At 64.4% G+C, this 26,600-nt stretch carries 23 protein-coding genes and 2 tRNA genes; 13 read left to right on the forward strand and 12 right to left on the reverse strand.

Going from position 1 to position 26,600, the window contains the following annotated elements; genetic code table 11:
• Positions 1 to 24 precede the first annotated feature (24 nt).
• Complete coding sequence (locus tag AB4Z10_RS27770) at positions 25 to 687, forward strand: hypothetical protein (protein WP_441473632.1); 663 nt, start codon at positions 25 to 27, stop codon at positions 685 to 687.
• A 13-nt stretch (positions 688 to 700) separates the two neighbouring features.
• Here AB4Z10_RS27770 and AB4Z10_RS27775 read toward each other — a convergent pair whose 3' ends face one another.
• The 4 genes from AB4Z10_RS27775 to AB4Z10_RS27790 all read right to left on the reverse strand — a co-directional run bounded on the left by AB4Z10_RS27775 (position 701) and on the right by AB4Z10_RS27790 (position 5,722).
• On the reverse strand, positions 701 to 2,374 hold the full coding sequence (locus AB4Z10_RS27775; protein ID WP_441473633.1) for a SulP family inorganic anion transporter: 1,674 nt from the start codon (positions 2,372 to 2,374) through the stop codon (positions 701 to 703).
• Positions 2,375 to 2,453: 79 nt separating this feature from the next.
• A complete protein-coding gene (locus tag AB4Z10_RS27780; protein ID WP_441473634.1) occupies positions 2,454 to 3,392 on the reverse strand; it encodes a DUF2950 domain-containing protein in 939 nt (312 codons plus the stop codon).
• A 54-nt stretch (positions 3,393 to 3,446) separates the two neighbouring features.
• Positions 3,447 to 5,126: a DUF3300 domain-containing protein gene (locus AB4Z10_RS27785; protein ID WP_441473635.1), complete on the reverse strand. Its 1,680-nt coding sequence runs from the start codon at positions 5,124 to 5,126 to the stop codon at positions 3,447 to 3,449.
• Between the two features lie 380 nt (positions 5,127 to 5,506).
• Complete coding sequence (locus AB4Z10_RS27790; protein WP_441473636.1) at positions 5,507 to 5,722, reverse strand: hypothetical protein; 216 nt, start codon at positions 5,720 to 5,722, stop codon at positions 5,507 to 5,509.
• Between the two features lie 348 nt (positions 5,723 to 6,070).
• Between AB4Z10_RS27790 and AB4Z10_RS27795 the strand changes: the two genes are divergently transcribed.
• Positions 6,071 to 6,931, forward strand: a complete 861-nt coding sequence (locus AB4Z10_RS27795; protein WP_441473637.1) for a DUF4118 domain-containing protein — start codon at positions 6,071 to 6,073, stop codon at positions 6,929 to 6,931.
• Between the two features lie 152 nt (positions 6,932 to 7,083).
• On the opposite strand, the gene AB4Z10_RS27800 is transcribed toward AB4Z10_RS27795, so the two are convergent.
• Positions 7,084 to 7,158, reverse strand: a tRNA-Gln gene (locus tag AB4Z10_RS27800).
• A gap of 147 nt (positions 7,159 to 7,305) precedes the next feature.
• Between AB4Z10_RS27800 and AB4Z10_RS27805 the strand changes: the two genes are divergently transcribed.
• Positions 7,306 to 7,382 (forward strand) — tRNA-Pro (locus AB4Z10_RS27805).
• A 404-nt stretch (positions 7,383 to 7,786) separates the two neighbouring features.
• Here the strand turns inward: AB4Z10_RS27805 and AB4Z10_RS27810 are convergent.
• Positions 7,787 to 7,948, reverse strand: coding sequence for a peptidoglycan-binding domain-containing protein (locus AB4Z10_RS27810; RefSeq protein ID WP_441473638.1), 162 nt, complete (start codon positions 7,946 to 7,948; stop codon positions 7,787 to 7,789).
• Positions 7,949 to 8,036: 88 nt separating this feature from the next.
• Here AB4Z10_RS27810 and AB4Z10_RS27815 point away from each other — a divergent pair, with 88 nt between their 5' ends.
• On the forward strand, positions 8,037 to 8,597 hold the full coding sequence (locus AB4Z10_RS27815; RefSeq protein WP_441473639.1) for an NUDIX hydrolase: 561 nt from the start codon (positions 8,037 to 8,039) through the stop codon (positions 8,595 to 8,597).
• A 147-nt stretch (positions 8,598 to 8,744) separates the two neighbouring features.
• Here AB4Z10_RS27815 and AB4Z10_RS27820 read toward each other — a convergent pair whose 3' ends face one another.
• Positions 8,745 to 8,864 carry a peptidoglycan-binding domain-containing protein gene (locus AB4Z10_RS27820; protein ID WP_441473640.1) on the reverse strand — a complete coding sequence of 40 codons (120 nt, stop codon included), beginning with the start codon at positions 8,862 to 8,864 and terminating at the stop codon, positions 8,745 to 8,747.
• Between the two features lie 75 nt (positions 8,865 to 8,939).
• On the opposite strand from AB4Z10_RS27820, the gene AB4Z10_RS27825 reads away from it, so the two are divergent.
• Positions 8,940 to 9,968, forward strand: coding sequence for an acyltransferase family protein (locus tag AB4Z10_RS27825; protein WP_441473641.1), 1,029 nt, complete (start codon positions 8,940 to 8,942; stop codon positions 9,966 to 9,968).
• Between the two features lie 1,024 nt (positions 9,969 to 10,992).
• Here the strand turns inward: AB4Z10_RS27825 and AB4Z10_RS27830 are convergent.
• Together AB4Z10_RS27830 and AB4Z10_RS27835 are read right to left on the reverse strand one after the other, a co-directional pair.
• Entirely contained in the window at positions 10,993 to 12,549 is a 1,557-nt protein-coding gene (locus tag AB4Z10_RS27830) for an acyltransferase family protein (protein ID WP_441473642.1), read from the reverse strand.
• Between the two features lie 364 nt (positions 12,550 to 12,913).
• Entirely contained in the window at positions 12,914 to 13,387 is a 474-nt protein-coding gene (locus AB4Z10_RS27835; RefSeq protein ID WP_441473643.1) for a hypothetical protein, read from the reverse strand.
• Between the two features lie 144 nt (positions 13,388 to 13,531).
• Between AB4Z10_RS27835 and AB4Z10_RS27840 the strand changes: the two genes are divergently transcribed.
• Positions 13,532 to 13,993 carry a hypothetical protein gene (locus AB4Z10_RS27840; protein ID WP_441473644.1) on the forward strand — a complete coding sequence of 154 codons (462 nt, stop codon included), beginning with the start codon at positions 13,532 to 13,534 and terminating at the stop codon, positions 13,991 to 13,993.
• A gap of 57 nt (positions 13,994 to 14,050) precedes the next feature.
• Here AB4Z10_RS27840 and AB4Z10_RS27845 read toward each other — a convergent pair whose 3' ends face one another.
• Entirely contained in the window at positions 14,051 to 14,731 is a 681-nt protein-coding gene (locus AB4Z10_RS27845) for a transposase (protein WP_441473645.1), read from the reverse strand.
• Between the two features lie 566 nt (positions 14,732 to 15,297).
• Here AB4Z10_RS27845 and AB4Z10_RS27850 point away from each other — a divergent pair.
• From AB4Z10_RS27850 to AB4Z10_RS27870, 5 genes are all read left to right on the forward strand, one after another.
• Positions 15,298 to 16,143: a hypothetical protein gene (locus AB4Z10_RS27850; RefSeq protein WP_441473646.1), complete on the forward strand. Its 846-nt coding sequence runs from the start codon at positions 15,298 to 15,300 to the stop codon at positions 16,141 to 16,143.
• Positions 16,144 to 16,281: 138 nt separating this feature from the next.
• The gene (locus AB4Z10_RS27855) at positions 16,282 to 18,270 is read left to right on the forward strand and encodes a hypothetical protein (RefSeq protein ID WP_441473647.1); all 1,989 of its coding nucleotides are present in this window, start codon (positions 16,282 to 16,284) and stop codon (positions 18,268 to 18,270) included.
• A gap of 28 nt (positions 18,271 to 18,298) precedes the next feature.
• The gene (locus tag AB4Z10_RS27860; protein WP_441473648.1) at positions 18,299 to 20,368 is read left to right on the forward strand and encodes a type I secretion system permease/ATPase; all 2,070 of its coding nucleotides are present in this window, start codon (positions 18,299 to 18,301) and stop codon (positions 20,366 to 20,368) included.
• A gap of 51 nt (positions 20,369 to 20,419) precedes the next feature.
• Positions 20,420 to 21,760, forward strand: a complete 1,341-nt coding sequence (locus tag AB4Z10_RS27865) for an HlyD family type I secretion periplasmic adaptor subunit (protein ID WP_441473649.1) — start codon at positions 20,420 to 20,422, stop codon at positions 21,758 to 21,760.
• A gap of 322 nt (positions 21,761 to 22,082) precedes the next feature.
• Positions 22,083 to 22,220: a hypothetical protein gene (locus AB4Z10_RS27870; RefSeq protein WP_441473650.1), complete on the forward strand. Its 138-nt coding sequence runs from the start codon at positions 22,083 to 22,085 to the stop codon at positions 22,218 to 22,220.
• Between the two features lie 89 nt (positions 22,221 to 22,309).
• On the opposite strand, the gene AB4Z10_RS27875 is transcribed toward AB4Z10_RS27870, so the two are convergent.
• Positions 22,310 to 22,933, reverse strand: a complete 624-nt coding sequence (locus AB4Z10_RS27875; protein WP_441473651.1) for a biotin transporter BioY — start codon at positions 22,931 to 22,933, stop codon at positions 22,310 to 22,312.
• Between the two features lie 150 nt (positions 22,934 to 23,083).
• Between AB4Z10_RS27875 and AB4Z10_RS27880 the strand changes: the two genes are divergently transcribed.
• Complete coding sequence (locus AB4Z10_RS27880; protein WP_441473652.1) at positions 23,084 to 23,998, forward strand: MBL fold metallo-hydrolase; 915 nt, start codon at positions 23,084 to 23,086, stop codon at positions 23,996 to 23,998.
• A 103-nt stretch (positions 23,999 to 24,101) separates the two neighbouring features.
• On the opposite strand, the gene AB4Z10_RS27885 is transcribed toward AB4Z10_RS27880, so the two are convergent.
• Positions 24,102 to 24,878 carry a DUF1499 domain-containing protein gene (locus tag AB4Z10_RS27885; RefSeq protein ID WP_441473653.1) on the reverse strand — a complete coding sequence of 259 codons (777 nt, stop codon included), beginning with the start codon at positions 24,876 to 24,878 and terminating at the stop codon, positions 24,102 to 24,104.
• 172 nt (positions 24,879 to 25,050) lie between these two features.
• On the opposite strand from AB4Z10_RS27885, the gene AB4Z10_RS27890 reads away from it, so the two are divergent.
• On the forward strand, positions 25,051 to 26,600 hold a 1,550-nt coding region (locus AB4Z10_RS27890; protein ID WP_441473654.1), incomplete at its 3' end, for a HAMP domain-containing protein.

The following is a 26,600-nucleotide window of genomic DNA, read 5'->3' on the forward strand; positions in this document are numbered from 1 at the left end:
GGCCTCTGAAACGAGGGTCGCAACGTGCCGCCTCCTCACCATGCGCCGGATGGGCTCAAGACGCCGAAGGCAGCCGCCGTCGCCGGCATTCTCTTTTCGGCTCTTCTCCTGTCCTCGCTGGTGTTGGTGCTGCAGACTTTGCGCCTCAACCCCCAGGATCCTGGAGATTGGGTGGGGCCCCAATCCTGGAAGGTTGCGCTCGCACTGAACCTGATCCCCTTCGCCGGTATCGCCTTCCTTTGGTTCATGGGCGTGCTGCGTGATCGATTGGGAGCTCAGGAGAACAGGCTGTTCGCAACGGTATTTCTGGGCAGCGGGTTTCTCTTCATCGGCATGCTCTTCGTCGCGGCCTCGGCCATCGGCGCGATTCTCCTCACTCACGCGGCCCGGCCGGGCGAGCTCATCGGCTCGGTGACGTTCACCCTGGCGCGATCCTTCGCCTACAATCTCGCCAGCATCTACGCGATGAAGGTTTCGAGCGTTTTCCTGATTACCGCCTCGACCATCGTGCTCCGCACCGGGATCACGGGACGATGGACGGCGTTCACCGGCTATACGGCTGCAGCGGTCATCCTCTTCGGCAGTCACCTCGTCGACTGGACCTTCCTCGTCTTTCCGATCTGGGTGCTGATCGTCAGCTGCGACATCCTGGTTCGCGAATACCGGCGCGCCGACCGGCCCGGCTAAGCGGAATACCGGGCTACCGGGGCATCTTCTCCCCGAGCATCCGGACCGCGTCTTCGAGATCGTCGAAAGCGATCGTCGCATCCGGGCCTTCGAAGAGACCTGCCCTCTCCAGAATCTCCCGCGGCTCCTTGTGCAGTTCCGCGATGGCGAATGTCAGCCCCATCGCCGCCAGGTCGGTCCGCCACCGCAGGAGCATGGTGGCCGCGGTCATGTCGATCTGCGCGACGGCGCTCGCATCCAGCACGAACCAGGATGTGCCGGGCGGGGCCTCCTTCGCGACGCTGTCGAGCCGGGAGCGGACGTAGTCGGCGTTGAAGAACAGAATGCTGCCCTGGATCATGAAGAGCACCATCCCCGGCGGTGGCGCGGCGCTCTCCATCCGGTGCATCTTGTAGAAGCCCGGCCTGCCGGCAACGAGCCCGAGCAAGGCATCGCGCGGCCGCATTTCCTTCAGCAGGACATAGAGCAGCGTGCCGGCAATGGCGATGACGACGCCGCTGAGCACGCCCAGACTGATGGCGCCCCACATGCTGATGAGGGCAAAGCCGAACTCCATGCGGCTGATCCGCCAGGTTTCCTGCAGCCCCTGGAGATCGATCAGGCTCAGCGCCGCAAAGGCGAGGATCGCCCCAAGCGCAGCATGGGGCAGGACTCGCAGCACATCGTTCAGATAGATCAGCAGAACCGCCAGTGCGGCGGCAGAGATCAGGCCTGCCAGCTGCGAACGGCCGCCTGCGGCCAGATTGATCGCGGTTCGCGAATCCGAGACCGTAACGGGGAAGCCGGTGAACAGGCCGGAACAGATGTTGGCCGCTCCCAGCCCCGTCAACTCCCGGTCGGCATCGACCTTGAAGCCGTCTTTTGCACCGAAGCTGCGTGCCCCGACGAGGCCAGAGCTGACACTGACCAGCCAGATCGCCGCGCCGCCAAGCACGAGGTCCGGGATCGGCAAATGGGCGACGTTCGGCAGCGCCCATTTCGGCAGGCCGCCCGGAAGGCTGCCGATGACTTTCATGCCCCGGCCTTCGAAGTCGAAGACCGCAGACGCCAGCACCGCCACGACGACCACGACCAGCGGCCCGGGGATCGGGAAGCGGAGGCGAGCCAACACGACGAGCAGCCCGAACATGGCTGCGCCGAACCAGACCGTGAGCCAATGGATCTGCGAGGCCTTCCGGATGATCTCGAGCAGCGGCAGCACCAGCCCGTCGGACTCGATGCGCACGCCTGTCAGCCGCCCGATCTGCCCGACGAGGATCGATATCGAGATTCCGCTGATGAAGCCGATCAGGATCGGCCGGGACAGAAAGGAAGCGACGACGCCGAGCTTGAGCACGCTTGCGAGGATGCAGAATGTCCCGACCATCAGGGCGAGCGCGGCAGCCGCGGCGACGCGACTCGCGGGATCGTCGAGAGGCAAGGCGGTGAGCGTGGCCGCGAGAACCGTCATCGTCGCGGCGTCCGGCCCGACGATCAGCTTGCGCGAGGGGCCGAGAAGCGCATAGCCGACGAGAGACAAGATGCTGGCGTAGAACCCGACCTCAACCGGAAGCCCCGCGATGGCGGGATAGGCAACCGCGCTCGGAATGGCGACGGCGGCGATCGCCAGCCCCGCGGTGACATCGAAGCGCAGCCATTCCCACCTGTAGGGAAGCAGCCCTTCCGCGATCGGCAACCAGCGCTTCATCGACGCCACCATCCCGAGCTGTCGTCAGCGCCTGCGGAACCGCGGTTCGGCCCCGCCCGGCAGTGGGCCGCCCGCTCCGCTATTGCGCCTTCTGCGGTACGACTTTCTCCCAACCATGATCGGGGTTGAAGCTGTTCATGCGCGACGCGATGAGACGCGTATTCGGGCCCAGATCCTTCTGATAGACAGTGCCCGCGTGATTGACCAGGAAGCTCGTGATCCCCGATCTCGCATAGGTTGCAGGATAGGCGAGAATGGCGAATCCCCCGATCATGTTGCCGCCCGCGATGTAGTCGGTTGCCCCGCCCGCGGCTGAGGGCCCCTGTTTTTTCAGGATCTTGAAGTAGTAGCCGTGATATGGCTGCGGCGTCCCGCTAGCCTTGTAGCCTTCAGTTGCAGCCTGGGCAGCGAATTCACCAAGCGGGCTCGGTTCCTCGCCCGGCCCGGTCGGCCAGTAGAGACCGTCATGCTTGTCCGGTTGGCTGATGATTCTCTGCGCGAAGATGCCTGTGTTCCGGCCGTCATGGCCTTTCGAGGCGTACTCGAATTGCGCATCGAGGATCGCGAGGCTCGCCTGGATGGCATCCAGCTCGTTCTTGCCGATCCGGCGGGCGAGGAGTTCCCGGCGCCCGGCCTCGACCAGGAATTTCCAGCCGCCGCGCGAACGGACGATCGGGATCGGAAACGGAAATGCGTCCTCCCCGACCAGCAGCGTGGCGGTCCGGCCGGTTTCGACGATCGAATGCCGGGCATCATAGGCCGCGATGAAGCGCTTGCGATTGTCGGCGTCGCGAATCTCGTCACCCGAGAAGATGATGTCCCGCCCGGACATGCCGAAAACGGAATACAAGCGCATGGAATCGCCATCGCGCACCGCGGCGGCAAGTGCCGCGGCCGCCTGTTCCGGCGATTGGAACAGCTCCTGTGCGCGAGCGGCCGTCGAAGCGGCACAGAAGCCCGCGGCAATCGCGCAAAGCAGGCGAACGAGCAGATGCGCCGCTGGCCATGTCATGATCATGGAACTGCACCCTCAGTTGCGAAACGCTCCAGCAGATGGCGACGCCGTTTCAGTTCAGAGCTTCCCGGCGGGAATGCGCGAGCCCGAAGCCTTCCAGTGGTCGAAGGTCTGGAAGGGAACGCCGATCTGGCGGTAGTCGACCCGCAGATAGCCATCCGCGCCGCGGTGCACCGCCTCGGGCGCAACCTCCTGCACCTCCTGCGCGATCACCCCGACATAGGTTGTGTGGGCGCCATTATAGGCGAAGCGGTAGAAGCCAAGCCCGTTCTCCGTCACCCCCAGCAGCACGACGTGGTTCTTGAGCTGGATGTCGGAACGGCGCCCGCCGCCACCTCCGCGGCCACCGCCGCCTCCCATTCGCCCGCCACCGCCGCCGCCAACGCGCCCGCCATATCCTCCACCGCCCATGCGTGCACCGCCACCAGCATGCATCGCGCGCCCGCCACCGCCCGACGGCATGCGAGCCATGCTGGCCTGCCCGCGCTGCGATTGAAGGCTCGCGGCTCGGCCCGGCTGCATATTGCCGAAAGCGTTGTCGCGTGCCGGCCCCGGACGGCTTGCTCCGGATTGAGGGCGACGGGGCTGAGCGTTTGCCCGCGGCTGCGCTGAGCCCCGGCCACGGTCGGCGCCTGGACGCTCGCCACCGGGACGCCCTGCCCGATCCCCGCCCGGCCTGTTGCCGGCAGCCGCAGCACGATCCCCGCCCGGACGGTCGGGTCTGGCACCGGCTCCAGGACGATCCCCCGGCCTCTGATCCGGTCGTGCGCCTGCCCCCGCTCCGCCGCGATCACCATCGGGGCGCAGAACCTGCTCGCCGCTGCGTCCGCGGAAGTCCATCCGGCCTTCGGCTCCGGCACGGATGCTGTTGTCGGAGAATTTCTGCCTGACCGCGTCGTTACGATATTGAACGCCTTGGCGATGCTGGGGGTTATGCTCCCAATGCGTCACGCGATTGCGGTCGATATTGATGTTCCCTCCGGCCCAGTTGACGTTTCCGCCCCAATACCCGCCAGAGGCCCAGCGCCCCAGCGCATAAGCGGAGCCGAAGGCGAGACCCGTCGCAAGAACGCCGGTGGCGATATAGCCCGGCTCGGGGAAATAATAGGGCGGGTATGCGGGATAGGGCCAGGTGCCGTAGACCACGCCCGGGTCGTAATAGGGCACATAAACCGTGCCCGGGTTGGTCGGCTCGATCAGGATCGTCTGCTTGCCGCTAGTCTGCTGGACCGTCACCTTCTGCTGGGAGCCGGACGACAGCTTTTTGGCGTCGTAGGCCCGCGTCCGCATGCGCTGGACGCCGTCCATGATATCCGGCTGCTGGGCAAGCACCGCGTCGCCGAGCTTTTGTGTCCAATCGAGATTCTTGCTCATCATCTCCAGCACGGAGGGCGTCGCGACCAGCGACTTTACGCTCGCATCCCAGGACTGCTTCTCGGCAGCCGCCTTGAGCTGGTCGCCCTTGAGCTTCTTGTTGGCTGCAACCCATCGATCCGCCTGCACCACCTCGAGCGGATAGGTCGAGGCCATCAGCACTTGCGCCAGCAAGTCGTCCGGATAGAGCGCGATCGGCGCGACCAGCGCATCGAGCTGGGCGGCGGAGAGAACCTGCTCGCCCTGCTCCGCCTGCGCTGCGGCTGGCGCTTGCGGCTGTGGAGGTGGCGCAACCGTCTGCGCGAGCGCCTGAGAAGCGAGCCCACTGACGACGACAGAGGCGAACACAATTCGCAGATGCATGGCATGACCTCGCAACAGCTCCGAAACGCCATCTGGGGTTTCGCACCGCAGTGACGCTCGTTTGCCTATCGGCGGCGTTCGACCAGCGACCTGATCGGCCCCTGCCGCCGAAAAGTCTGAACTTCTTCCTGGGCCATGCGCATGTTTGCGGCCACGCGCCCGTCTAGAATGGTGTCCTGGCCTTCGAGGACCATGACCTTCAATCTTCATCTCCGACAGATTCTCTCCAACCAGACGATTACTACCATCCCCGAGGACCGACACCTGTCCCTAGGGACAATAGGCCACTGCTCGGCCCCGCCGACCGGGATCGGGATTTCAACCCGAAGGGGAGCGGGTCCGGTCGCGGTCCTCATCCGTTCCCACGCTTTTTCGCCTGGTCATCCCGGAGCGCGGACGGGCCGTGCCCCTTGAGAGAACAGGCCGCGCACGAAGCCTCGGGAAACCGCGCGATCGGCATCGGCGAGGACTGCTTTCAACGTCTGGTACGTCGCGCGCAAAGCGGCCCGTTCAGTTCCATACTCGTCGACAAGCTCGACGATCTCCCATTCGAGTTCGTCCGCTTCCGGCGGCTCTTCAAGCGGCTCGGCTGTCATTGTTCCCATCCTCGGAAATGAGAACATTAGAAGAACATATCAGGTGACGGAGTCAATCGACCCGGAGTTGCACCTGTCGGTGGTGCCGACGATCTCGGCGGGAGCTGATGCGCCCGAGAGCTGGGTGGAATTCGGATGTCCCGAACCTGCCCGGCAACGGCCTGAGGCTTGCCTGACATTCGGTCTCGGCAATCCCGCCGCCGCCGGCTGTCACCGGGCATGCCCCACTTTATTCCTATTTCCGGGCGCGTTTTCCCACATGGAAACCCTATGCCTCCCCTCATAAATCCGGGAGCGCCGGCTCGCTGACGGCCGTCAGCGGCAGCCGGCAATCGAGGGAGGCTTGCGATGGCGAACTCGGAAAGCATCCAGGACGCAAATGGGCTGCCGGTCGATCCAATCGCCGGTGCAGCGTATCGGGAGCGACCCGATTTTCCGGTAGCGGCCGGGTATCTGGCCGCCCTGGTTTTGACGGCCTTGGCGACGGTGATCGCGTCCGCCCTGGAGAGCGTGGCAGCAGTTCCAAACCTTTCGCTTATCTACGTCCTGCCAGTCATCATGGCTGCCATTGTATTTGGATTTGGCCCCTCGATGCTCGCCGCCGTGGCGGGCGCGTCGGCCTACAATTTCTTCTTCACCGCGCCGCGCTTCTCGTTCCAGGTCGAGGATCCCGCGAACATCTGGGCAATCGGATTGCTTCTCGTCGTGGGCGGGATGGCGAGTGGCCTGGCATCGTTGGCGGCCCGGCGGCAAGGGGCGATCAAATTGCGGCTCCGCCAGGAACAAGCCTTGCAGTCCTTCAGCTCTGCCGTCTCCGTAGCGAGGCAACCCCGTGACATGGCGAACAGGGCCGCTGCGGCGCTGGAAGAGATGTTCCATGTCTCGGTCGCAGTGATGACGCCCGCTGACGGGCGGCTTGAAATCATATCGTCTCTTGGACCGATCACCGCCAGCGCAAGCGAGCTGGCTGCCGCGCAGTCATCGCTCGACCAAGGCCATCTCGCGCGAGCTGGAGTATATCCTTTCGACACCTCGCGCTTCGACTTCTGGCCGATCAAAGCCCCCAATCAGCAGCCTGTGGTGTTGGGCTTGGCATTCGACCCGCAGGAATATCCTGAACATCCCGAGCTGTTCATTGTCGTTGTGGGTCGACTTCTGGCCGCGGCCTTGAGTTCACGAAGCACCGTCCAGCCGGCGGTAGCGGAATGAGAGGCGCCATCGCCCCCTATCCGGCGCACCAGAGCCGCATGCCTTGGAGATCGCGACGGCCTCAGAGCCATGTCCACAAGATCGCGGCGAGCTACAAATGGCTGGCGGCGAGGGCAGAAGAACAGCCCGTAACCCAGCGCCTTATGAGAAACTGGCTGGGGCGCCAGGATTCGAACCTGGGAATGGCGGTACCAAAAACCGCTGCCTTACCACTTGGCGACGCCCCAATGCGTCGCGCCTTCTAGAACGCGTCGCCGTCCTGCGCAACCGCCTCGCGACGTCCATTCGGGGCCTTCGCAAGAAATCATCCCCAACCTGCAAACGAGCTGTTGCGCCGCGCCCGCGTGCTGGCTATAAGCCGGCCACCAGTTGATCGGAGTGTGGCTCAGCCTGGTAGAGCACCTCGTTCGGGACGAGGGGGTCGCAGGTTCAAATCCTGCCACTCCGACCAAAATTTCCCGAGACATATCAAGTAGTTGAGAATGGGCCGAAAGGCCCTTTTTCGTTTCCGGACAGAAACTCCCGCCCACGCAGCAAAAAGCCGGCCCCGATCCGAGCCAGCCTTGTTGGTCAGTTGTGCCTGCCCTATGCCGCCCGGCTAGCCCGGACGGCCTCCTCCCAGTCGCGCACGGTCGAACCGACGTGATCCTGCAAGTGCGAGACGCACCTCAGGATGGCGGCAACGCCGCGGGGGTCGAGGCGATGGCTCGCGCCAGCTTCGAGGAGCGAGCAGACCGCGTCCGCCATCTCGCGAGCGGCAGAGACGTCGTCCTCCATCGCGAGGATAAGCGAAGAGCTTTGCGCGATGGATGTTTGCGGCGTGACGGGGCTAGGACCCGGCGGCGATAGCGGACCTCAGCGCTGCCTCGGCCCTCGGACCGACGTTCCGTCGGCACTCAGGCCATGTGCAGTCTGGAACGCCTTAACAGCTGCTTTGGTCTTCGGCCCGGCCACGCTGCCAACAACAAGCGAATTGCCGAGCGCGACCAGCGCCCGCGGGATGGCGGTCGTATCCATGAAATGCTCCGAATGCGAAAACCGCGCGAGGCAGGCGGGAAGGGGCACAAGCTTGGCTATTCGGCCTGCAGTGGCTAATCCCCAACGCATGGACAAGAAATGGACCACGCAAGCGTCGCGAACCGTGATCAAGGATCGCTGGATCAATCTGCGCGCGGATGACTGCTTCACCCCCTCAGGTCATGAGGTCGCGCCGTTCTACGTTCTCGATTATCCCGATTGGGTGCATGTCGTGGCAATCACGCCGTCCGACGAGCTAGTCCTGGTACGCCAGTATCGGCATGGCGCCTCGGACTTCTTTCTCGAGCTCCCGGCTGGCACCGTCGATGCGACTGATACGGATCCCACCCAGGCTGCTTCTCGTGAGCTGGAAGAAGAAACCGGATATCGGGCTGCGGATTATCGATTCGTGACGTCGCTTTATGCCAACCCTGGCAATCAGACGAACCGTGTCCACACGTACCTTGCCCTAAACGCCATGCCGACGGGCGTTCGCAAGCTGGACGCCGCCGAAGACGGCATGACGGTTCATTTGATGCCGGTCCGAGAGATGGTGTCGGGGCTGAAGGACGGGCTGTTGCCAGAGTCGCTCAACGTTGCATCGCTGTTCATGGCGCTTGCCGCCGCCGGGCGAGTTTCCCTGAGTTAGGCGGCGGCCCGGTCGGAGCCTCGCCCGATCGCATAAAGGCAAAGAGCTTTACGCGGTCGACAGTTGCGACGTGACGGGGCTGGGGCTTGTCGGAAACTGCGGACTTCCGCGCCGCCTCGATCCTCGGACCGACAATTCCGTCGGCACTCAGCCGTGTGCAGCCTGGAGCGCCTGAACCGCCGCCTTCGTCTTCGGCCCCATCACGCAGTCCACGACCAGTGAATCGCCAAGCGCGACCAGCACCTGCTGAATTGCGGTCGTGTCCATGGAATTCTCCCGGTGTGAAAGGCCCGCCAGAGGCGGCCGGTGGTTGCCAAGCGAGCGATGTGCTAGGCTATTTAAATGAAGCCGCGCATTCTTGAGCTAGATGGCCTGCGCGGGATTGCCGCGCTCGCTGTCTACTTCATCCACTCCGGTGGGTTTGGTTTGCGAGGTTTCGGCGATCTCGGGAACGCGATCGTCGATCACGGCAAGTTCGGTGTGACGCTATTCTTCGTCGTCTCTGCGTTTTGCCTTTGCCTCAGCATCGCAACCGCGGTCGAAGGTGAGCCTGTTGATTGGCGTAGGTTCTTCATTCGCCGGTACTTTCGGATCATGCCACTGTTCTACGCGGCCTGCGCGGTGACGGCTGTGGTAAAGATCTGGGGCGGGATGCCTGCAGATTATGTCGCCGGGGTTCTCACCAAACATTTTTCACTGATCACAATGGTTGACCCGACTACGCGAAACGCCCTTATTGGCATCGAATGGTCAGTTTTCGTCGAGTTTCTGTTCTACTTCATGTTCCCCTTCGTGCTCGCGTGGCTCATTGAGGCGCCTTTGAGCATGGTAGCGGTCACGGCTGTCCTGATGTGGCCCCCCGTATGCAAGGCTATTACAGACAATCTCGGGATCGTCGAACCCAACTTCACGATCTTTTGGCACTTCCACTCGTTCTTAATCGGAATGCTGGTCTTCAGGCTTGTTTGGGCCGATGCCCAGAGACGACCGGTGCTTGGATCGGCTCTGTTTGCGGTCGCCGTTGGCCTGAGCGTCGTCGCAATTGACAAGCATGATCACGGATTCAGCGTCTCGGCCGTTTCACTGGCTGCGGCATGCACGATTGCAGCAGCCCATTACGGCAGCCCCCTTGTCGCATGGTTGCGGTGGAGGCCGCTCACTCTCGTGGGAGCCGTCAGCTTCTCGATCTATCTGTTCCACCCGCTTATGATGGGCGTTGTGGGTGAATTCAACGCTCTGACACCGCTGCAGGCCGTTTTGGCGCTTTGTCTCACGCTGGGCGTATCGTCTTGCACCTATCTGGCAATTGAAGTCCCAGCCCAGCAATTCGCGCGGCGCATGACTCTGCGACACTCGCCAACTCCGGCCTGACGGTCTCCACTGGCGTCAGGGTACGGGCTTTCGCAGTGGCCGCCAGTCAGATTGCGCCCGCGCGCGGGAGTGTTGGACAGCCGCGCTCGTCTTCAGCCCGGCCTCCTTCGACCTTCGGCGTCTAGCGAAGCGCTGCCTGCACCTTGGCGACATTCATATCGATGCTCCGCGCATGAAGCGCCTCGGGGGCGGCGAATGGGCTATCAGCCGAAGGGCTCGGCCTTCCGCCGTTCCGATCAGAGGCGGTGCGGAAAACCTCCGCCCACAGGTCCAGCCAGGCTGGACCTCGCCAGGGCACGGGATGAACTGGCTCGCGATCGATGGGTGGAAGCAATCTCCAATCCCAACGCCTGCGGGCGGCTGAAGACTTCGACAACGTGACCGTCGACAACGCGCGCATACTTCTGCATTGCGGACCTCATCAAAACTCCAGGAGGACCATGCCGTCAGCGCCGTTCTGGCCGTCAGCGGTCGTTGCCGCCACGCCCGAGGAACCTCCGCCGGGCTGCATGGCCTTCGAGCTGCTGCCGACAGTGATCGGAGTGCCGGGAGTATTAAAGGCGCCTCCGCCTGCCGAGGCGATATAGGCGGAGGCAAATGAGGTAGCTGTTCGCCGCCTGCTGGCCGAGTTGGTTGATCTGGCCGCTCGAACCAGCGCCGACGACGTCGGACGGCGTCGCGGCGTAGCCGGAGCCACCACAACCGGTCGCAGAGTTACCCGTTCCGAACGAAGAAGATCCTTCAGCTTGGGTGTTGGCGCCGGCACCGGCCGAAGTACCCTTGGTGCCTCCAGCGCCCATAACGATAGTGATGACTTCGCCCCGCATGACGTCGAAGACGCCTTCCCAATAGCCACCACCGTTGCCGCCACAGCCGGATCCCCCGGCCGAAATTAGCGCCCCCCACTGCCGCCAGCGCCCCAAACGCGAGAGCGGGCCTTGAAGATGCCGGCTGTGTCGCCGATACCGAGCAGAGCGGCGCGGGATTTGCCTGATTGAGGCAAACCAGCCCATCCCCGGCGAGGCTACGCACACAATCGGACCGACGGTGCGATCACGGGGACGATGAGCCGGCCGTCGTCGAATGCGACGCGCACGTCGAAATCGCCAGCCGAGCAGGCAACTCGCTTCGGCACCATCAGCACGAAGCCGAACCGGGCCCCGGCAAGATCGGGCCGCGACCATGAACGTGCCTTGTCTGCCCGCATCCGCCGCGATCGCTCCATGACGACGATGCTTCCGTTTCGAAGGACGGCGGCGTGGGTCACGAGCTGAGGCTTGTCGAGGTCGATGGCATATCCGCGTATGACCAATGTGTCGTCCGGCAGCCGGTCGACGGAGTCGACTTCCGCGCGAATCGTCGCCGAAACGGCTGGCTTGCCGTCGGTGATGATCGCCGTCGCATGAGCGTAGGCCGCCCGCTTTTCCCGGGCATCGAACTCGGCATAGGCGGCGATGCCGACGAAGATCGCGATGAAGCTGAACGCGAGCGCGCGAAGACGGGATATGGGAGCTGCAGCGATCCTGGTCTTGAACCAGCGGTGCATGCCGAGATCCGCCGGTGCGAGCGCCAGCGCGAATGCGATGGAGGCCCCGATTCCGCCGAGCCAGAGCGCAAGGCCGGGCGCGAAAGCCGGCGCGAAGCCGCCGAAGAGCGTCATCAGCGGCATATGGCAGAGATACAGCATGTAGCTCGCGTCACCCAGACGCTCACCGATGATGCCGAACACTGTTTCGGGCGCCGGCTTCGGAACGCGGACGGCTGCCGCGACGATGAGGATCGCAGGGATGACCGACTTCATTCGCGGATCGCCCGGGATGAGATAGGCGGCCGCCACCGTCGCGGCTATCGCGACAAGCCAGAGGCCCGGTGGCAGCCAACGACGCCGGGCCAGGCCTGGAAGCAGGAAGCCGACCAGAAACGGCAGATTGATCGCCTGGAGCGGCAGTGCGCTGAGGAGCGGGAGAGTGTCGTCCCGCACGAGACCGTCTTTCGCGAGCGCGACGAGAATGAGGGCGATCCAGCACGCCGCCAGCCAGGCTGCAAACTGGCGCAGGCCGGCAAAACCCAGAAGAGCGAGAACGACGTAGTAGCTCATCTCGTAGACGAGCGTCCATTCGACGGCGAGGAAATAGTCTCGGGGGCCTGCCGGCGCGAGCAGGAGGCCGACGACATCGATGCTGCGCAGGAAGCCGGCGGCGAAGAACGCGACCCAGAAGATCGCCACCGCGAGCAGCATCGGCGGATAGATCCTGACCAGTCGGTTCACCATGAAGCGGGCAGGATCGTCGCGCTGGATGAGTTCTCCCATCAGATAGCCCGAGAGGGCGAAGAACACCGCCACGCCATAGGCGCCCCAGAACCCGCCGAAGACCGTCAGAAAGCTGGCGTTGCCGCTGATCCGCTCGACGATGACGGAGGCATGGTAAAGCAGGACGGACAGCGCGGCGGCAGCGCGCAGATACTGCAGCCTGACATTTCGAAGCATCAGCGAGCCGTCCTTCGCCAGCGGCGCAACGAAGCGGTCGGACAGGATCGGCTGGTCTGCTGCTGGAAGTAGCGATGTCGGCGTATGGCGCATTTGCGATCACTTGCTGCGTTTCGAGGCAAGCACACCCATGTGCCATAGATTGGCGATATTCTAAAGTTCGAGCAGAAGGGCGTCGCCTGACAGAATAGACGCCGAGCGTTCGCCGCCGAGCCCCCAAAGAAACCAACGAAACCTGGATACCCGATTTTTGCCGGGGGACGTTCGGGACGAGCGGGGACGCGCAGATTCAAATCCTGCCGCTCGGACCAAAATTCCGGAGATAATTCAGCCGGCTACAGGAATGGCCCTCTCGGGCCGCTTCTTGCCGCTGACGGGGGATAGCGACGGTCTCGGACGGCAGCAGCCAGCCCTGCCTGCTCACCACGCGGGTCGGTCTGTGACAGCGAAGCGACGGCTATCTCTCAGCCCGCGTCGCGGCCTCCAGAACTGGCATGAGATCCCAGATTCGCCGGTTGAGCGCATGAAGCTCGCGGATCGTGCGGGAAATCTCCTCCAGCCTGGCCTCATCGACGGCCCGTTGGATACCAAAACGCAGATTGCCTCGGCTTTCCTCCACCTTCATGTGCTGGGTATGGGTGATCTCGCCCTGCGAATCGAGGACGAAGGTCGCGTGGCTGAGATCATTGCGCAGCCGCGTCGCCGCCGAGAAACGTTCAACGACCTCGCCGAGCTCGCTACGCACGGCCCTGTCGGCCAGCGCGATCTTGGCAAGACGCTGCACCAGATCCAGCCGCGCGCGCGTGGTGTTCAGCGTGGCGAAGACGATCGCCGCCGCTTTCTCGTCACTGCCCAGCAGCCACATCAGCACATAGATGAACAGGCTTTCGTTGTTCGACCAGGCGAGATTCAGATCGCCTACGAGGTTCATGAAGGCTACTCTTCGGCTCGAAGACGGGCGCGCGGCCGCCGCTTCCAGAGCATCGAAATCCGGCCGGGGCGGCAAGGCAGCTTGTCCTCGGGAGAGCTTGCGCATCGGACGTTTCCTCTAGGCTTCGCTCAGAGCGGAGGCGCCATGTTCGAATTGCTCAAGATTCGCAAGGCGCGCCGCATGGCCCATGCCGCGATCGACCCCTTCTTGCGTCGCGACCCCGGGGGAGCGGCAATATTGCAGGCCGGCGACTGGCTTCATCCGCAGATCATCGGCTTCCTCGCGACGCTCGTCACATTGATTGCCCAGCGCCATTGCGGCCCGATGCGCACCCATGCGCTCGCCGCGGTTCAGGCCCATGTCCTGAACGCCGTCACGGGAATTGGCCCGGAACTGATCGGAGAGGAAATCTGCCTGCTCACCAGCCACGAGGATCCGGCCTTTGCGGTGGGTGCCCGCGGCGCCGTCGCTTTTCTCGAGATGCTGCGCCCCGCGACCGAGCTTGACGAACTCGACACCCCCGTCATGACGCTCGACCCTGCCTTGCAGCGGCTCTGGGAAGAACATGTCGATCAGTGCCTCCGCCGCAGTCCCCGGCCGCAGTAACCGGCGCCGCCGAAACGACGATGAGGGCGCCTCGCGCCGACTTCTCCGCCGCAGTCGTCAACGCCCCCCCTCGTCGTCGGCGCCGCCCTCTCGGCCGGCTGGCTCATCGAACAGACTCAACTCAAGCTGCTGTTCGAACACTTCATCCCGGGGATCGGCGCTTGTGCCGGAGCCTCGCAGCAGCCTGTGCAAAGCCGCGAGGAAAACAGTATCGTCGAGGTGATGTGCTGCGCTCGCAGTCACCGCCAGGAAGCGTTCATAGCGCGCCTTGCAGACGGCCTGCCCGGGCTGGAGCGGCGCGGGGCTATCGGGAAACGGCTCACGCAGCACTCGTTTCACCACGCTCTCGCTGAGCCATGAACCCGGCAACTCCTTTGCAGCGTCCAGGCCGGTGGTGATTTTCGTTTTGAGGTGCCAGGCGGTCCGGACGGACACCCCGAGGATCTGCCCCAGTCTCTGTGAACTGATGCGCTCTCCGGTCGCCGTCAGCAGATAGAGCGCTTGCAGCCAAACATGCATGGGCACGTGGCTGTTCTGAAAGATCGTGCCATGCCTGATGGTGAAGGGCTTGCGACAGGCATAGCACTTCCACATGCCGATCGGCGTGCTCAGCCCGCTCAGCCGGCCGAGCCGACTGCTCTCCCCGCAATGCGGACAAACCGGCCCATCCCGCCAGACCAATGCCTCGAGCGAGAGGAAAGCAGCCTGTTCGTCGTGCATGCGGACGGCATTCGGCATAGCCAATCTCCGGCACACAAAGCAGCAAGCGCCACGAGGCCACCTCCTGGGTCATTAAAATTCAATGAAGCCGATAACGCAGGGTAACAATTCAGCACATTGACCCATAAGCCCCTTCATGGCTGTTTATATACAGCAAACGAAATCTGCGAAAGAAAAAACTCAAATATATTACTGGTTTAAATCACCCTTAATTCGCAATTCAGACCATTAACAACTCTTTGTTTCTATATTTTACTATAACATTCATCACATATAACAAATATTACGACAACTTGTATGAATATTTCGGCCATATTTCCTGATATAAAATCTCGAAACAGCCTTGCAAAAAGGCCCTGCCGAAAAATTTATCCTTACCCGCCCCTCTCATGAAAGGAGAAGGAATGAAATAATTGTACCTTATCCCGCGCCGAAATCCAAGATCGAGCACATCTTCCATGTAACGCGTAAGATTCAAGTGCTCAATCACCTCCAATCGACATCGTCCGAATCCGTGCTGCGCACCGCAGAAGAGAGGCGCTGCCGGACCTTATCGATGTCTCCCGAACGCGTAGGAGCATGTCATGGGTCAGCCCAACAACCAGCGGAACTATCACGACGACGATCCGACGCAGGGCCAATTGCAGGGCCAAGCTGAATTGCAGGCTCAGTTGCAGGGCCAAGGTCAAGGACAGGGCCAAGGACAGGGCCAGGGCCAGGGCCAGTCGCAGGGTCAGGCTCAGTATGCGGCTCAGGCGGTAGACACCGACGTCTGGAACTCTGCCAGCAATTCGAGCGAAAACGGCAATCTCAACCTGAACGGAAACGGCAACCTCAACGCAAACGGCAACCTGAACTTCAACGAGAACGTCAATCACATCGACAACCAGGTCGAAAATCACGTAGACAACGCCGTGAATGTCGATGTGGCCGTTGACCTCGACCTGTCGGGAGCGCTCCTGCCTCCATCGGACAATGATGTGATCGATATCGACACGATCCACGATATCAGTGAATCGATCATCATGCCGGACGTGGTCACCCAGACCCTCGAAAGCGGCAACAACTTCAATCTCGATCAGGTCAACAACCTGGCCGACAACGATACGCTCAACAATCCGTCCGTGAGCTACAGTGCGAACGGCCTGTCGGGTGGCTTGGCCGAGACGTCCTGCTGGGATCCCAGCTCGAGCGATCCGGGTGGCGTCGGCGACTTCACGATGATCGCGCGGGCCGTCGGTGGCGAGGCGGAATCCCATGTCGGCGCGATCACCGGCGACGACGGCACCTTCAGCGGGATCGGCGCTGCTTCGGCGGCTGCCAGCCTCACGCAGGAGGCCTTCACCCAGTCGATCGTCATGGGTGCCAACATCCAGTTCAACTCGGTCGACCTGACGATGGTCGGAGGGGACGCGAACGACGCGTTCTGAAAGCTGGCGCAACCATGGGACCGCGCGGGGTCGAAACTCCCCGCGCGGTTTCGGCTCCGGGCTCTTCCATGTCCATGCGCGACATGCGCCTGAAATCTTCCCGCCCGGCGCAAGCTGGACGCAGCGGAGGATCGTGCCATGCAAGCCGGCGGCTTCACCGAGACGATCTGGCAGTTCATCGGCTATCTCCGCCTGTCCGATTCCGTCGCGCGGACATCGAGCTTCTATGAAGCTGAGGCACCGTCGCCCCTCCCTCCTGGCGTTGACGACCTTCTTCGCGAGCCGCGCCGCGGGCTGGATTTCGACGAGCTCACCTCGGTCCCGACCACGATCAAGGAACCGCCGACCTCGGACCCGCATGCGAGTTTCGCACAGGTATCCATGCCGGATCCCCATGGCCTGCCGAACAAGGCACTCCCGGCGCTTCCGCCGCCGTTGAAGCCGCATCCTTTCGACGCCTACGAGGTGAGCGTTGCGCAGCATGCGGGTCCGCGGGTGATCGTCGCCGAGTATCAGGCAGGCGGGGATGAAACCCTGCTGCAGCTCAAGCAGATCAACATCGCGGATGACCGCGATCTCGTGACGTCGAATGCCGTCACCAATGCCGACGGCACCCCGGTGGTCCCGCCGGAACTGCATCTCGAAAGCCAGTTCGCGACCCTCGTCCATCAGGCCAACGACATCGCGCCGGATGGCATTCCCGATATGAACGAAGCGCTCCATGCGGGGCCGCAGGAGATCATCGCGATGGTTTCGGCGCGCGATGCCTTGTGGGCACAAACCGGGAGCCCCTATCCGGAGGGCAGCACCGTTCCTGCAGCGCCGGAAGGGCGCATCGTCGACGGCGTCGTCGGCGCGCCCGATCCCATCGTGCCGACCGTCCTCGACAGCGCCCCCTGGCGGCCCGAGGATTCGCCCGCCCAGCCTGTCACGGAGGCGAAGCTGGAGGTGGCGGCCCCGACAGGCGGCGTCGCGACGCTGGCCGAGACCGGTCTCAACGTCCAGATCAATGCAGCCGCCATCGTGGACGCCAACGAAGCTGTCGGGTCGATGATGGTCGGCGGCGACTATTTCTACAGCCGTGGGATCGTTCAGACGAACATCCTGGTCGACAACGATCACGTCGACGTCGCCATCGCTGGCTCACTCTCCCCTGTCATTGGAACTCACGGCAACGAAGTCCACAACATCGCGGAGTTCGTGACTCATCACTCGACCATCGACGTCAAAGGCGCGGCGGCGACGCCCCATTGGAGCGTCGATGTCGTCTCGGGCGACTTCTACGACATCAAGTCGGTCATTCAGTTCAACAGCCTGGACGACAATGATAGAACCGTCCAGGCGGAAGCCGGCACCTACTTCGATCTCCGCACCGGCGGGAACGAGCAGCTCAACCTGGCGAAGATCCACGGCGCCGCCGACTATGACGTCATCGTCATCGGCGGAAATTACCATCGCGCCGACTGGATCTATCAGTACAACATCGTGCTCGATCCCGACTATGCCAAGCTCTACAGCACCGGCAATGCGGACGACGACGCCACGGTCACCACTGGCTTCAACAGCCTCACCAACAACGCATCGATCGAGACCTACGACGCATCGGCCTTCAGGCCGATGCTCGGCGCCCATCACGAACTGATAGACCAGCTCGCCGCCCGAGAGACGATTTTCACGCCCAATGCCGATTGGCATCTTTACGGCAGTGCCTCCGGGACGTTGAAGATCCTCTACGTGGCCGGCGACTACTACGATGCGAACGTCATCACCCAGGTCAATTTCATGGTGGATGGCGACCAGAGCATTCAAGCCAGCGCCAGGGAAGGCACGGAGCAAGGTGTCGCCGCGGGCGGCAACAGCGCTCTCAACGAAGCCTTCATCGTCGATCCCGGGCTGATGTCGACCTCGAACTATCTCGGCGGCCACGCCTATGAGGAGTCCGTGCTGATCCAGGTCAACATCGTCACCGACAGTGACACGGTGAAGGTCCACGACACCAGCACGCTCGTTCCGGAACTCGTGGCCTTCGCCGAGCACGCCACGCAGCAGCCTGAGCCGCATTGCCGACATGCGCCTCCACCGGACCCGGCCCAGCACGATCATCTGACGTCGAACATCATGGTCTGAAAGCAAGAAGACGAGACGGGGAAGGGGCATGACCGAGAAGTGCGAAGCAACGTCCGCGGCACTGCCTTCGGCCGCCGCCAAGCCGATGCGAGTGGTCGGTCTGCCGCCGACGATCGGGCTGTCGGCTATCGCGGTCGACCACACCGCCAACACCAACAGCCCGGCCGCTTCACCGAGGATCGAGGCGCCGCCGCCTCGCAGGGAAGCGGATGTCCGCGCGGATGCGCGCGGCGACGGCCAGCCGGCGCCCGAGCCGGTCCCGCTGCGCTCCAGGACCGACTCGGAGGCCCCGAGGAAGGCCTCTGACGGCGGCAGGGGCCGGGGCGGCGGTGGAGGGGGCCGCGGAGGAGGAGGCCCGGGTGGCGGAACGCCGATCGAGCAGCGCCTCGGCGATCGCGACTTCAAGCAGGTTCTCGGCGCGGGCCTCGCCGGCGCACGGCGCAACATGATGATCGTGGCAGTGTTCTCGATCGTGGTGAACACGCTGGTGCTCGCCGTGCCGATCTATCTCTTCCAGATGTCGGACCGCGTGCTGACGAGTCGCAGCCTCGACACGCTCATGATGCTCTCGATCATCGTCATGCTGGCGATCGGGGCGCATGTGCTGCTCGACATGGTCCGACGCTTCATCCTGATGCGCGTGGCGGTCGATGTCGAAAGCCGGCTCGGCGGCCCGGTGCTCGCCGCAGCCGCCAAGGCGGCCCAGACAGGCTCGAACCGCGAATTTCAGACGCTCGCCGATCTCCAGCAGATCCGCAGCTTCGTGACCGGTCCGGTCATCCTGACCATGCTCGATGCGCCGACGGCGCCGATCTATCTGCTGGCGGTCTTTCTGATCCACCCGCATCTCGGATACATCGTCACCGTTGCGGCGTTCGTCCTGTTCGTGATCGCCTATCTCAACCAGCAGTTCACGGCAGCCCCCTTCGCGCGGTCGAGCGCCTTTTCGACCAGGGCGAACCTGCAATCGGAGGCGATGTCCCGCAACGCGCAGGTCATCAACGCCATGGGCATGATCCCCGAGGGCGTCGTGATGTGGGGCCGCGAAACGGCGGAATCCCTGAAGGCTCAGGTCAGCGCCCAGGACCGTAACATCGTGATGACCGGCGCTTCCAAGTTCTTTCGCCTCGGGACGCAGGTGGCGATGCTGGGTTGGGGGGCGATGCTCTCGCTCGAAGGCCAGCTGACGGGCGGCATGGTGGTCGCCTCCTCCGTGGTCGCCGGCCGTGCGCTGGCGCCGCTCGAAGGCACGATCGAAGGCTGGCGCAGCTTCATCCATGCACGCGCCGCCTTCCAGCGCGTCAAAGCGCTGCTGCAGGCCTCCCCGCTCAATCTCGACCGCCTGAAGCTGCCCAATCCCAAGGGCCGCCTCGATGTCGAGCGCATCCTCTACGTGCCGCCGCCGACCAAGAAGGTCATCCTCAACGGCATCAGCTTCAGCCTCGAACCCGGGGATTCGCTGGCCATCGTCGGGGCCTCCGGCTGCGGCAAGTCGACCCTGGCGCGCATGCTCGTCGGCTCGATCGTGCCGACCGCCGGTACGGTCCGGCTCGACAGGATGGAACAGCGCAACTGGGATCCCCGCCAGTTCGGCGAGAATGTCGGCTACCTGCCGCAGGATGTTCAGCTCTTCCCGGCCTCCATCAAGGCCAACATCGCCCGCATGCGCGAGGACGCTTCCGACACCGATGTCTTCGAGGCCGCCGAAATCGCCGATATCCACGAGATGGTCGCGCAATTCGCCCATGGCTACGAGACGCAGATCGGCATCGATGGCGCGCCGCTCTCCGGCGGGCAGAAGCAGCGGCTCGGTCTGGCGCGTGCCTTCTTCGGCAATCCGCGCCTCGTCGTGCTCGACGAGCCGAACTCCAATCTCGACGTGCTGGGCGAGGTGGCGCTCGCGCGCGCCTTCGAGCGGGCAAAGGCGCGCGGCATGACGGTGGTGGCGATCACGCAGCGCCCTGCCCTGCTGCGCAGCGTCGACAAGATCATGATGATCAAGGACGGCGCCGTGCAGGCGATCGGAGCACGCGACGACATCCTGCCGATGATCGTCGGGCGGCGCAGCATCGACGGCGGTACGCCGAAGCCGCACTGACGGGAACGGGCGACCGCTGTCGCTGCACGGGTCGGGGAGACGGAGGGGCAAATGGCTAGTCAATTGATCTCGCAGCCCTGGTATGCGGACGTGCCGCGCAGCACGCGCATGGCCACCTTGAGCGGCGTCGTCATCGTCGCCGCGACGGTCATGGGCTTCGGTGTCTGGGGCAACACCGCCCCGATCGCAGGCGCGGTCATCGCGACCGGCGTGTTCGTCACCACCGGCCAGAACAAGACGATCCAGCATCTCGAAGGCGGGGTGATCCGGGAAATCCTCGTCCATGAGGGCGATGTGGTCGAAAGCGGCCAGCCCCTGGTCAAGCTCGACGACACCTCCTCGCGCGCCGAGTTGCGCCGCCACGAGCTCAAGCTCTTTCGCCTGGAGGCGATCGAGACGCGGCTCCGGGCGGAAGTCGCCGGCCGCAGCGACTTCTCCTTTCCCCAGCATCTGACCGAAAAGCGCGAGGATCCCGACATCGCCGCGTTGATGGCGGCGCAGCTCATCGCTTTCAGAGCCCGGCAGAACAACACGGCCAGCGAGATCGCCGCTCATCAGAAGAGCATCGACGCGCTGGAGGAGAAGATCACCGGCAGCAAGGTGCAGCTTGCCGGCGTCCAACAGCAGTCGCGATTGCTGAAGGAGGAGCTCGAAGGCAAGCAGGCGCTCCTGCAGCGCGGCTACATCCGCAAGCCGGAAGTGCTCTCGCTCCAGCGGCTGGCCGCCAGCCTGACAGGTGAAGCCGGGCGCATCACCGGCGATATCGGCGATTCCCGCGAGCGGATCGCCCGCTCCCTCGAACAGATCGACGGCGTGCGCAAGAACGCCCAGAAGCTCGCCTCCGACCAGTTGCAGGACATCAGCGCCGACCTCAACGACGTCCGCGAGCGCATCCATACGGTGAAGGGCATCCTCGACCGCTCGACAATCGCCGCTCCCGTCAGGGGGACGGTCGTCAAGCTGCGCTATCACACGCCCGGCGGCGTCATCGAGGCCGGCAAGAACATCATGGAGATCGTCTCGCTGCAGGACGAACTCATCATCGAGGCGCGTGTCCGGCCCCAGGACATCGACAAGATCAAGCACAGCCAGCTCGCCACGGTGCGGCTGACCGCCCTGAACCAGCGCACGACGCCGATGGTCAGCGGCCGCGTCATCTATATTTCCGCCGACGCGCTGCCGGACGAGAAGCAGCGCGCCTACCCCGGCGTGCCGGATCTCTACGTGGTGCGTGCCCGGCTCGACGCCAGGAGTCTCGCCAGCGTTCCCGGCTTCCAGCCGACGGCCGGCATGCCGGCTGATGTCTACATTCAGACGGCCGAGCGGACCTTCTTCGAGTACTTGCTGCAACCGCTCAAGGACAGCATGGCGCGGGCTTTCCGCGAGACCTGACTTCGGAACGTCGACCGGCGAGATCGCCTTCGCCGGTCGAGACGGCGGTTTCCCCGGGCTCCCAGGCACCGGGGAAACCGTCACCCCCCTGTTAAATGGTATGACTATTGCTTCGGCTCCCGTAACGGAGTCGAAGCATGCAGCACCGCTGGCCCAACGACGCGAAAGCCATGATCACCCTGATCGCCGTCTCGGCGTTCTGCATTCTGGGCTGGCTTGCGGATATCGGCCTCTGAACCTCGACCTTCGGCTGTCGAGGCCATTGTTGCACACCGCCGGCCCGTTCTAGATTACCCGCCGGATCGAAACGAACGGTTGGGCCATGAAGCGCATCATCCTCCTCGCCGGCCTGCTTGGGCTCGCTCTCTCGCTCTCGGGCTGCGACAAATGCGGGAACTTCCCCCCGCTCTTCGGCCCCTATGACGGCAAGAGCTGTGGTGGCGGCCAGTCGACGAGCTAGGCCGCGCCGCAAATCACCGACGAACAAAAAGGCCGGGTGCAGACCCGGCCTTTGTCTTGAGAGTTCCTATCGAGCGGGGGAGGACCGGCTCAGCCGCGCCGGCCGATCAGCGACCAGCCCGCCCCGGCGACGCAAGCCGTGAGCGCGACCTTCAGCGCTTCGCCGAGCAGGAAGGGCTGCACGCCATAGGCAAAGGCCTTGGCGAAACCGACGCCCGTCGCGCCGCCCGCCATCTGGGCACCGAAGGCGAGCCACAGGCAGCCGATGGCCAGGAGCGCAACATCCGCCAGGACCAGCCCGCCGAGGAGGCGCAGCAGCGAGGCGCCGCGCTGGGCAGCCCAGCCGGCGATCGCGGCCGCAACGACGAAGCCGATCAGGAAGCCGCCCGTCGGTCCGACGAGATAGAGCGGGCCAGCGGCGACCGGCGGCGTATTGGTGAACACAGGCAGCCCGGCCAGCCCGTACGCAATGTAGAGCGCCATGGTTGCGGCGCCGAGGCGCGCGCCATAGGCGGCGCCGAGGCCAAGCACGGCCAGCGTCTGCAGTGTCATCGGCACCGGCCAGAACGGCACCTTGATCTTGGCCGCCGCAACGAGGAGCAGGCTGCCGGCAAAGGCGAGCGCGACATTGCGCAGCATGGCGGTGCGGCTGCCCGCCGCGGGAAAGAGCGTGCCGGCGAGCGTCGGAGCTTGCATGGGGATCATATCGGCCATGGGCTTGTCGTCCTTTCCCGAAAAGACCGCGCGCCGCGGCCGCTATTGCGTCTATAGAAAATGCGGCTAGGCCTCACAAGCGAGCAGGCTTTGCAGGAATGGGCAACCGGTCTGGCGAAATCGGCTCAGGCCCGGACGAGGCACGGCAAGATGGCGGACGACATCGAATTCGACAGGAGCGCGACGATGCCGGCCGGTGAGGTCGCGACACTGTCACCGCTGGTGCGCCGCGTCATTGCCGGCAACGGCGGGCCGATGACCTTCACCGGCACCTGCACCTACATCGTCGGCCGTGGCACGGTCGCGGTCATCGATCCCGGTCCCGATGATCCCGTCCATGTCGAACGCCTGCTGACCGCGCTTCGCGGCGAGACGGTGAGCCATATCGTGGTGACGCACACCCATCGCGACCACTCACCGGCCGTGCCGGCCCTCAAGGCGGCGACCGGCGCGCGCGTGGTCGGCTGCGGGCCGCATCGCCCCTCCCGAGAACTCGGCCCCGGCGAAGGCCGCGTCCTCGATGCCGCCGCCGACACGGGTTACGAGCCGGAATGGCTGATGCAGGACGGCGACACGGTTTCGGGGCCGGGCTGGAGCCTGGCCGCCGTCGAAACGCCCGGCCACACCGCCAATCATCTGGCCTTCACGCTGGCTGAGGAAGCGACGCTGTTCTCGGGCGACCACGTCATGGCCTGGTCGACCTCGATCGTGGCCCCGCCGGACGGCTCGATGGCCGCCTATATGGCCTCGATCGAAAAGCTGCGCGGCCTGGAGCATGCACGCTACTGGCCGGGCCATGGCGGCCCCGTCACCGAACCGCAGCGATTCCTGCGCGGGCTCGTCCATCATCGCCGGCAGCGCGAGGCGGCGGTTCTCAACCGTCTGAGCCAAGGCGACGAGACGATCGCCGCGATGGTGCCCGTAATCTATCAGGGCCTGGCGCCGGCCCTGCATGGCGCGGCTGCGCTCTCGGTGCTGGCGCAGCTCGAGGATCTGGTGCTGCGTGGCGCGGTCCAGGCCAGCGACGCCGTTCCCGCCCTGACCAGCCGCTACCGCCTGGCCTGAGCGTCCCGCCTGCATCGGACAGAATAGTGGTTTCCACTTTTCGGAGAAATCCGATGCTAAAAGGCTAGATCGCCACTTCGCGTGCGATGGGACGCGCGGCGAGCTAGCGGTTGTCCATCAGCAGCTCGACCTCGTCGACGAAGGCGGCGATGCGCGCCGCGTTGGCGCCGAGATCGTGGCTGCCCAGCCGCGAGGCCGAGCGGATGTCGATGCGGCTGCCGTCGACACGCGGCCTGACCCGGATGGTGATGTCCTCCGAGAAATGCAGGATGCGCCCGCGCGCCACCGCCTCGATCCGCCCCGCCCCGCTGCGCCCGCCCGGTCGCACGGTTTCCAGCACCTGCCAGCCGAGCCCGGTCGCAGCACGGCGCGCGACATCGAAGGCGCTCTCGGCGGGAACCTCCAGAAGGATCGGCACCGCCTTGGGATAAGCCTGACGCTGCACGCGCCGGCGCACGGACGGCACGTCGGGCGGCACGCGCCCCCCGCGCGCGGTCATCGCAGCCTGCGAGCGGCTGAAGGCAGGCGGATCGTCGATATCGGTCGAGACATCGGACAGAGCAGGCTTCGTCACGAGCTTCACTGCGACAAAGCCGAGCGGAACGAGCAGGACCAGCGACAGCAGCATCGCCCAGGCGGCCATGCCGACCCCGCGATGACCGGACTGCCAGATGCGGATGAAGGCCAGGATCGCCAGCCCCAGCGCGGCAAAGACGAAGATGTAGGCACCGGCGACAGGCGCGAGCCCTTCGATGCTTGGCTCACGGAGCCGCACGAGCAGAAGCGACAAGAGCAGCACCGCGAGCGAAAACCACGCCAGCCGCCGGCTCCAGATGGCGGCGTGCGAAACCGGTTCCTCGAAGACGAGACGGCGATGCATCGCCTTTAGGTGACGCCGGACGAAGAGGAAGGCAAGACAGCGGCGGAAGCTAAGCGCAATCTTAATCAAATTGGCGGTAGCTGGGCGCGAAGAGGCGCCGGCTCGCGCCGAGGCGTCTCTTCGGCCTGCGTAAACCGCCTTCCCAGCCGCACGTCGCTTCCCGAGTCCCGCCGTGAAATTCTTCCCCTCGTCGATCCAGAACTACCTTGTGGCCACCATGGCCTGCCTGTGCGTGCCCGGCATCGGCGCGCTGACCTACATGGCGGAGCAGTCCATCGCGGAGGTGCGCACCAATATGCAGCTGGCGGAGCTGGTCGAGGCCGACAAGGCCTTGCTCCTCGCCGGCAACATGATCCGCTCCGCCCGCGGCCAGGCGCAGACCAGCATTCAGGTCGCTGATGACCCGACCCCTGGCCTGAAGCAGATCGAGGAGGCCAGCCGCGTCCGCATCGCCGAGGCGATCAGGCAGCTGCAGGACACGGATCTGCCGAACCGCAAGGGGCTGATCGCCGGCATCCAGCAGGAGCAGAAGCTCTCCGACGCCAAGATGGCCGACCTCTATGCCGAGGCCGGCAAGCCGAAGGCCCAGCGCAGCCTCGCTGCTACCATGCCCTGGTACAACAGCGTCGGCGCCATCGAGACGGCCATCGTCAAGGCATCGGACGAAACCTCCAATGCCACCCGCCTCGCCGACCCCATCCTGGCCGATCTTCAGGGTTTCAAATCCACAGGATGGGACGTTCGCGCCAATTACGGCACGCAATGCTCGCTGCTGCGCCCCGCCTTCGGCTCGGGCAAGGCGCTCGATGCCGCGCAGCTGCGCCGCCTCGGGGAATTGCGCGGCGTCTCGAACGCTTCCCTGGATACCTTGAAGCAGCTCGCTTCACGGCCGGGCGTGGGCAGCGAACTCACCCGGAAGATCGGTGTCATGACGGCAGACGTCAACGCCTCGAACCGCAAGATGGATGAGCTGATCGGCAAGCTCGGCCAAGGCTCCGCCCCCGTCATCGCGGCCGACGAGTGGACGAAGCAGTGCAACGCCCCCTTCGAGCCGATCGTGGCGGCCGTAACCCAGTCGCTCGACGATATGAGCACGCGGACGAGCGAGAAGCTCAATCAGGCCTGGGTGAAACTCGGCATTGTCGGTTCCCTGCTCGCAGCGCTTCTCGTCATCTGTGTCCTGAGCTGGCGCGGTGTGCAGCGACGCGTCGTGCGTCCGCTCATCTCGCTGAAATCCGCCCTGGACGGCATGCAGCAGGGCGATTTCACGCAGGCTATTCCTCCGGCTCCCTCGCCGGATGAAATCGGCGCGCTCAGCGGCGCGCTCGAAACCTACCGAGAGAACGCGCTGGCGCTCGAACAGAACCGGCGTGACCGTGAATTCGCTATGCTGGCCGATGCCGAGCAGGCCGCCCATGTCCAGAAGCTGCTCGGCGAGGTCGCAACCATCGTCGCCGACGCCCGGAACGGCAACTTCTCCGGCCAGGCCAAGGTCGGCGGCATGGAGGGTCCGTTGAAGGAGCTCGTCGAGGGCATCAACGAGATCAACGTGGTGGTTGATTCTGCGACGACGGAGTTTGCGCAGACGCTGTCGGCGATCGCGGGTGGCGACCTGACCAACCGGGTCGAGACGGCCTATCGCGGGCGCTTCGCCGATCTGAAGGGCGCGATCAACGAGACGGTCGACCGCCTCTCGGCCACGGTGGCGACGATCCAGACCAC

It is taken from the genome of Allobosea sp. RAF48 (assembly GCF_052114025.1).
GTDB lineage: Bacteria > Pseudomonadota > Alphaproteobacteria > Rhizobiales > Beijerinckiaceae > Allobosea.

Bases quoted from the DNA above. Each gene is read 5' to 3' on its own strand.
- AB4Z10_RS27775 (WP_441473633.1), bottom strand. From the start codon at position 2,374: ATGAAGCGCTGGTTGCCGATCGCGGAAGGGCTGCTTCCCTACAGGTGG.
- AB4Z10_RS27780 (WP_441473634.1), bottom strand. From the start codon at position 3,392: ATGATCATGACATGGCCAGCGGCGCATCTGCTCGTTCGCCTGCTTTGC.
- AB4Z10_RS27785 (WP_441473635.1), bottom strand. From the start codon at position 5,126: ATGCATCTGCGAATTGTGTTCGCCTCTGTCGTCGTCAGTGGGCTCGCT.
- AB4Z10_RS27790 (WP_441473636.1), bottom strand. From the start codon at position 5,722: ATGACAGCCGAGCCGCTTGAAGAGCCGCCGGAAGCGGACGAACTCGAA.
- AB4Z10_RS27795 (WP_441473637.1), top strand. From the start codon at position 6,071: ATGGCGAACTCGGAAAGCATCCAGGACGCAAATGGGCTGCCGGTCGAT.
- AB4Z10_RS27810 (WP_441473638.1), bottom strand. From the start codon at position 7,948: ATGGATACGACCGCCATCCCGCGGGCGCTGGTCGCGCTCGGCAATTCG.
- AB4Z10_RS27815 (WP_441473639.1), top strand. From the start codon at position 8,037: ATGGACAAGAAATGGACCACGCAAGCGTCGCGAACCGTGATCAAGGAT.
- AB4Z10_RS27820 (WP_441473640.1), bottom strand. From the start codon at position 8,864: ATGGACACGACCGCAATTCAGCAGGTGCTGGTCGCGCTTGGCGATTCA.
- AB4Z10_RS27825 (WP_441473641.1), top strand. From the start codon at position 8,940: ATGAAGCCGCGCATTCTTGAGCTAGATGGCCTGCGCGGGATTGCCGCG.
- AB4Z10_RS27830 (WP_441473642.1), bottom strand. From the start codon at position 12,549: ATGCGCCATACGCCGACATCGCTACTTCCAGCAGCAGACCAGCCGATC.
- AB4Z10_RS27835 (WP_441473643.1), bottom strand. From the start codon at position 13,387: ATGAACCTCGTAGGCGATCTGAATCTCGCCTGGTCGAACAACGAAAGC.
- AB4Z10_RS27840 (WP_441473644.1), top strand. From the start codon at position 13,532: ATGTTCGAATTGCTCAAGATTCGCAAGGCGCGCCGCATGGCCCATGCC.
- AB4Z10_RS27845 (WP_441473645.1), bottom strand. From the start codon at position 14,731: ATGCCGAATGCCGTCCGCATGCACGACGAACAGGCTGCTTTCCTCTCG.
- AB4Z10_RS27850 (WP_441473646.1), top strand. From the start codon at position 15,298: ATGGGTCAGCCCAACAACCAGCGGAACTATCACGACGACGATCCGACG.
- AB4Z10_RS27855 (WP_441473647.1), top strand. From the start codon at position 16,282: ATGCAAGCCGGCGGCTTCACCGAGACGATCTGGCAGTTCATCGGCTAT.
- AB4Z10_RS27860 (WP_441473648.1), top strand. From the start codon at position 18,299: ATGACCGAGAAGTGCGAAGCAACGTCCGCGGCACTGCCTTCGGCCGCC.
- AB4Z10_RS27865 (WP_441473649.1), top strand. From the start codon at position 20,420: ATGGCTAGTCAATTGATCTCGCAGCCCTGGTATGCGGACGTGCCGCGC.
- AB4Z10_RS27870 (WP_441473650.1), top strand. From the start codon at position 22,083: ATGAAGCGCATCATCCTCCTCGCCGGCCTGCTTGGGCTCGCTCTCTCG.
- AB4Z10_RS27875 (WP_441473651.1), bottom strand. From the start codon at position 22,933: ATGGCCGATATGATCCCCATGCAAGCTCCGACGCTCGCCGGCACGCTC.
- AB4Z10_RS27880 (WP_441473652.1), top strand. From the start codon at position 23,084: ATGGCGGACGACATCGAATTCGACAGGAGCGCGACGATGCCGGCCGGT.
- AB4Z10_RS27885 (WP_441473653.1), bottom strand. From the start codon at position 24,878: ATGCATCGCCGTCTCGTCTTCGAGGAACCGGTTTCGCACGCCGCCATC.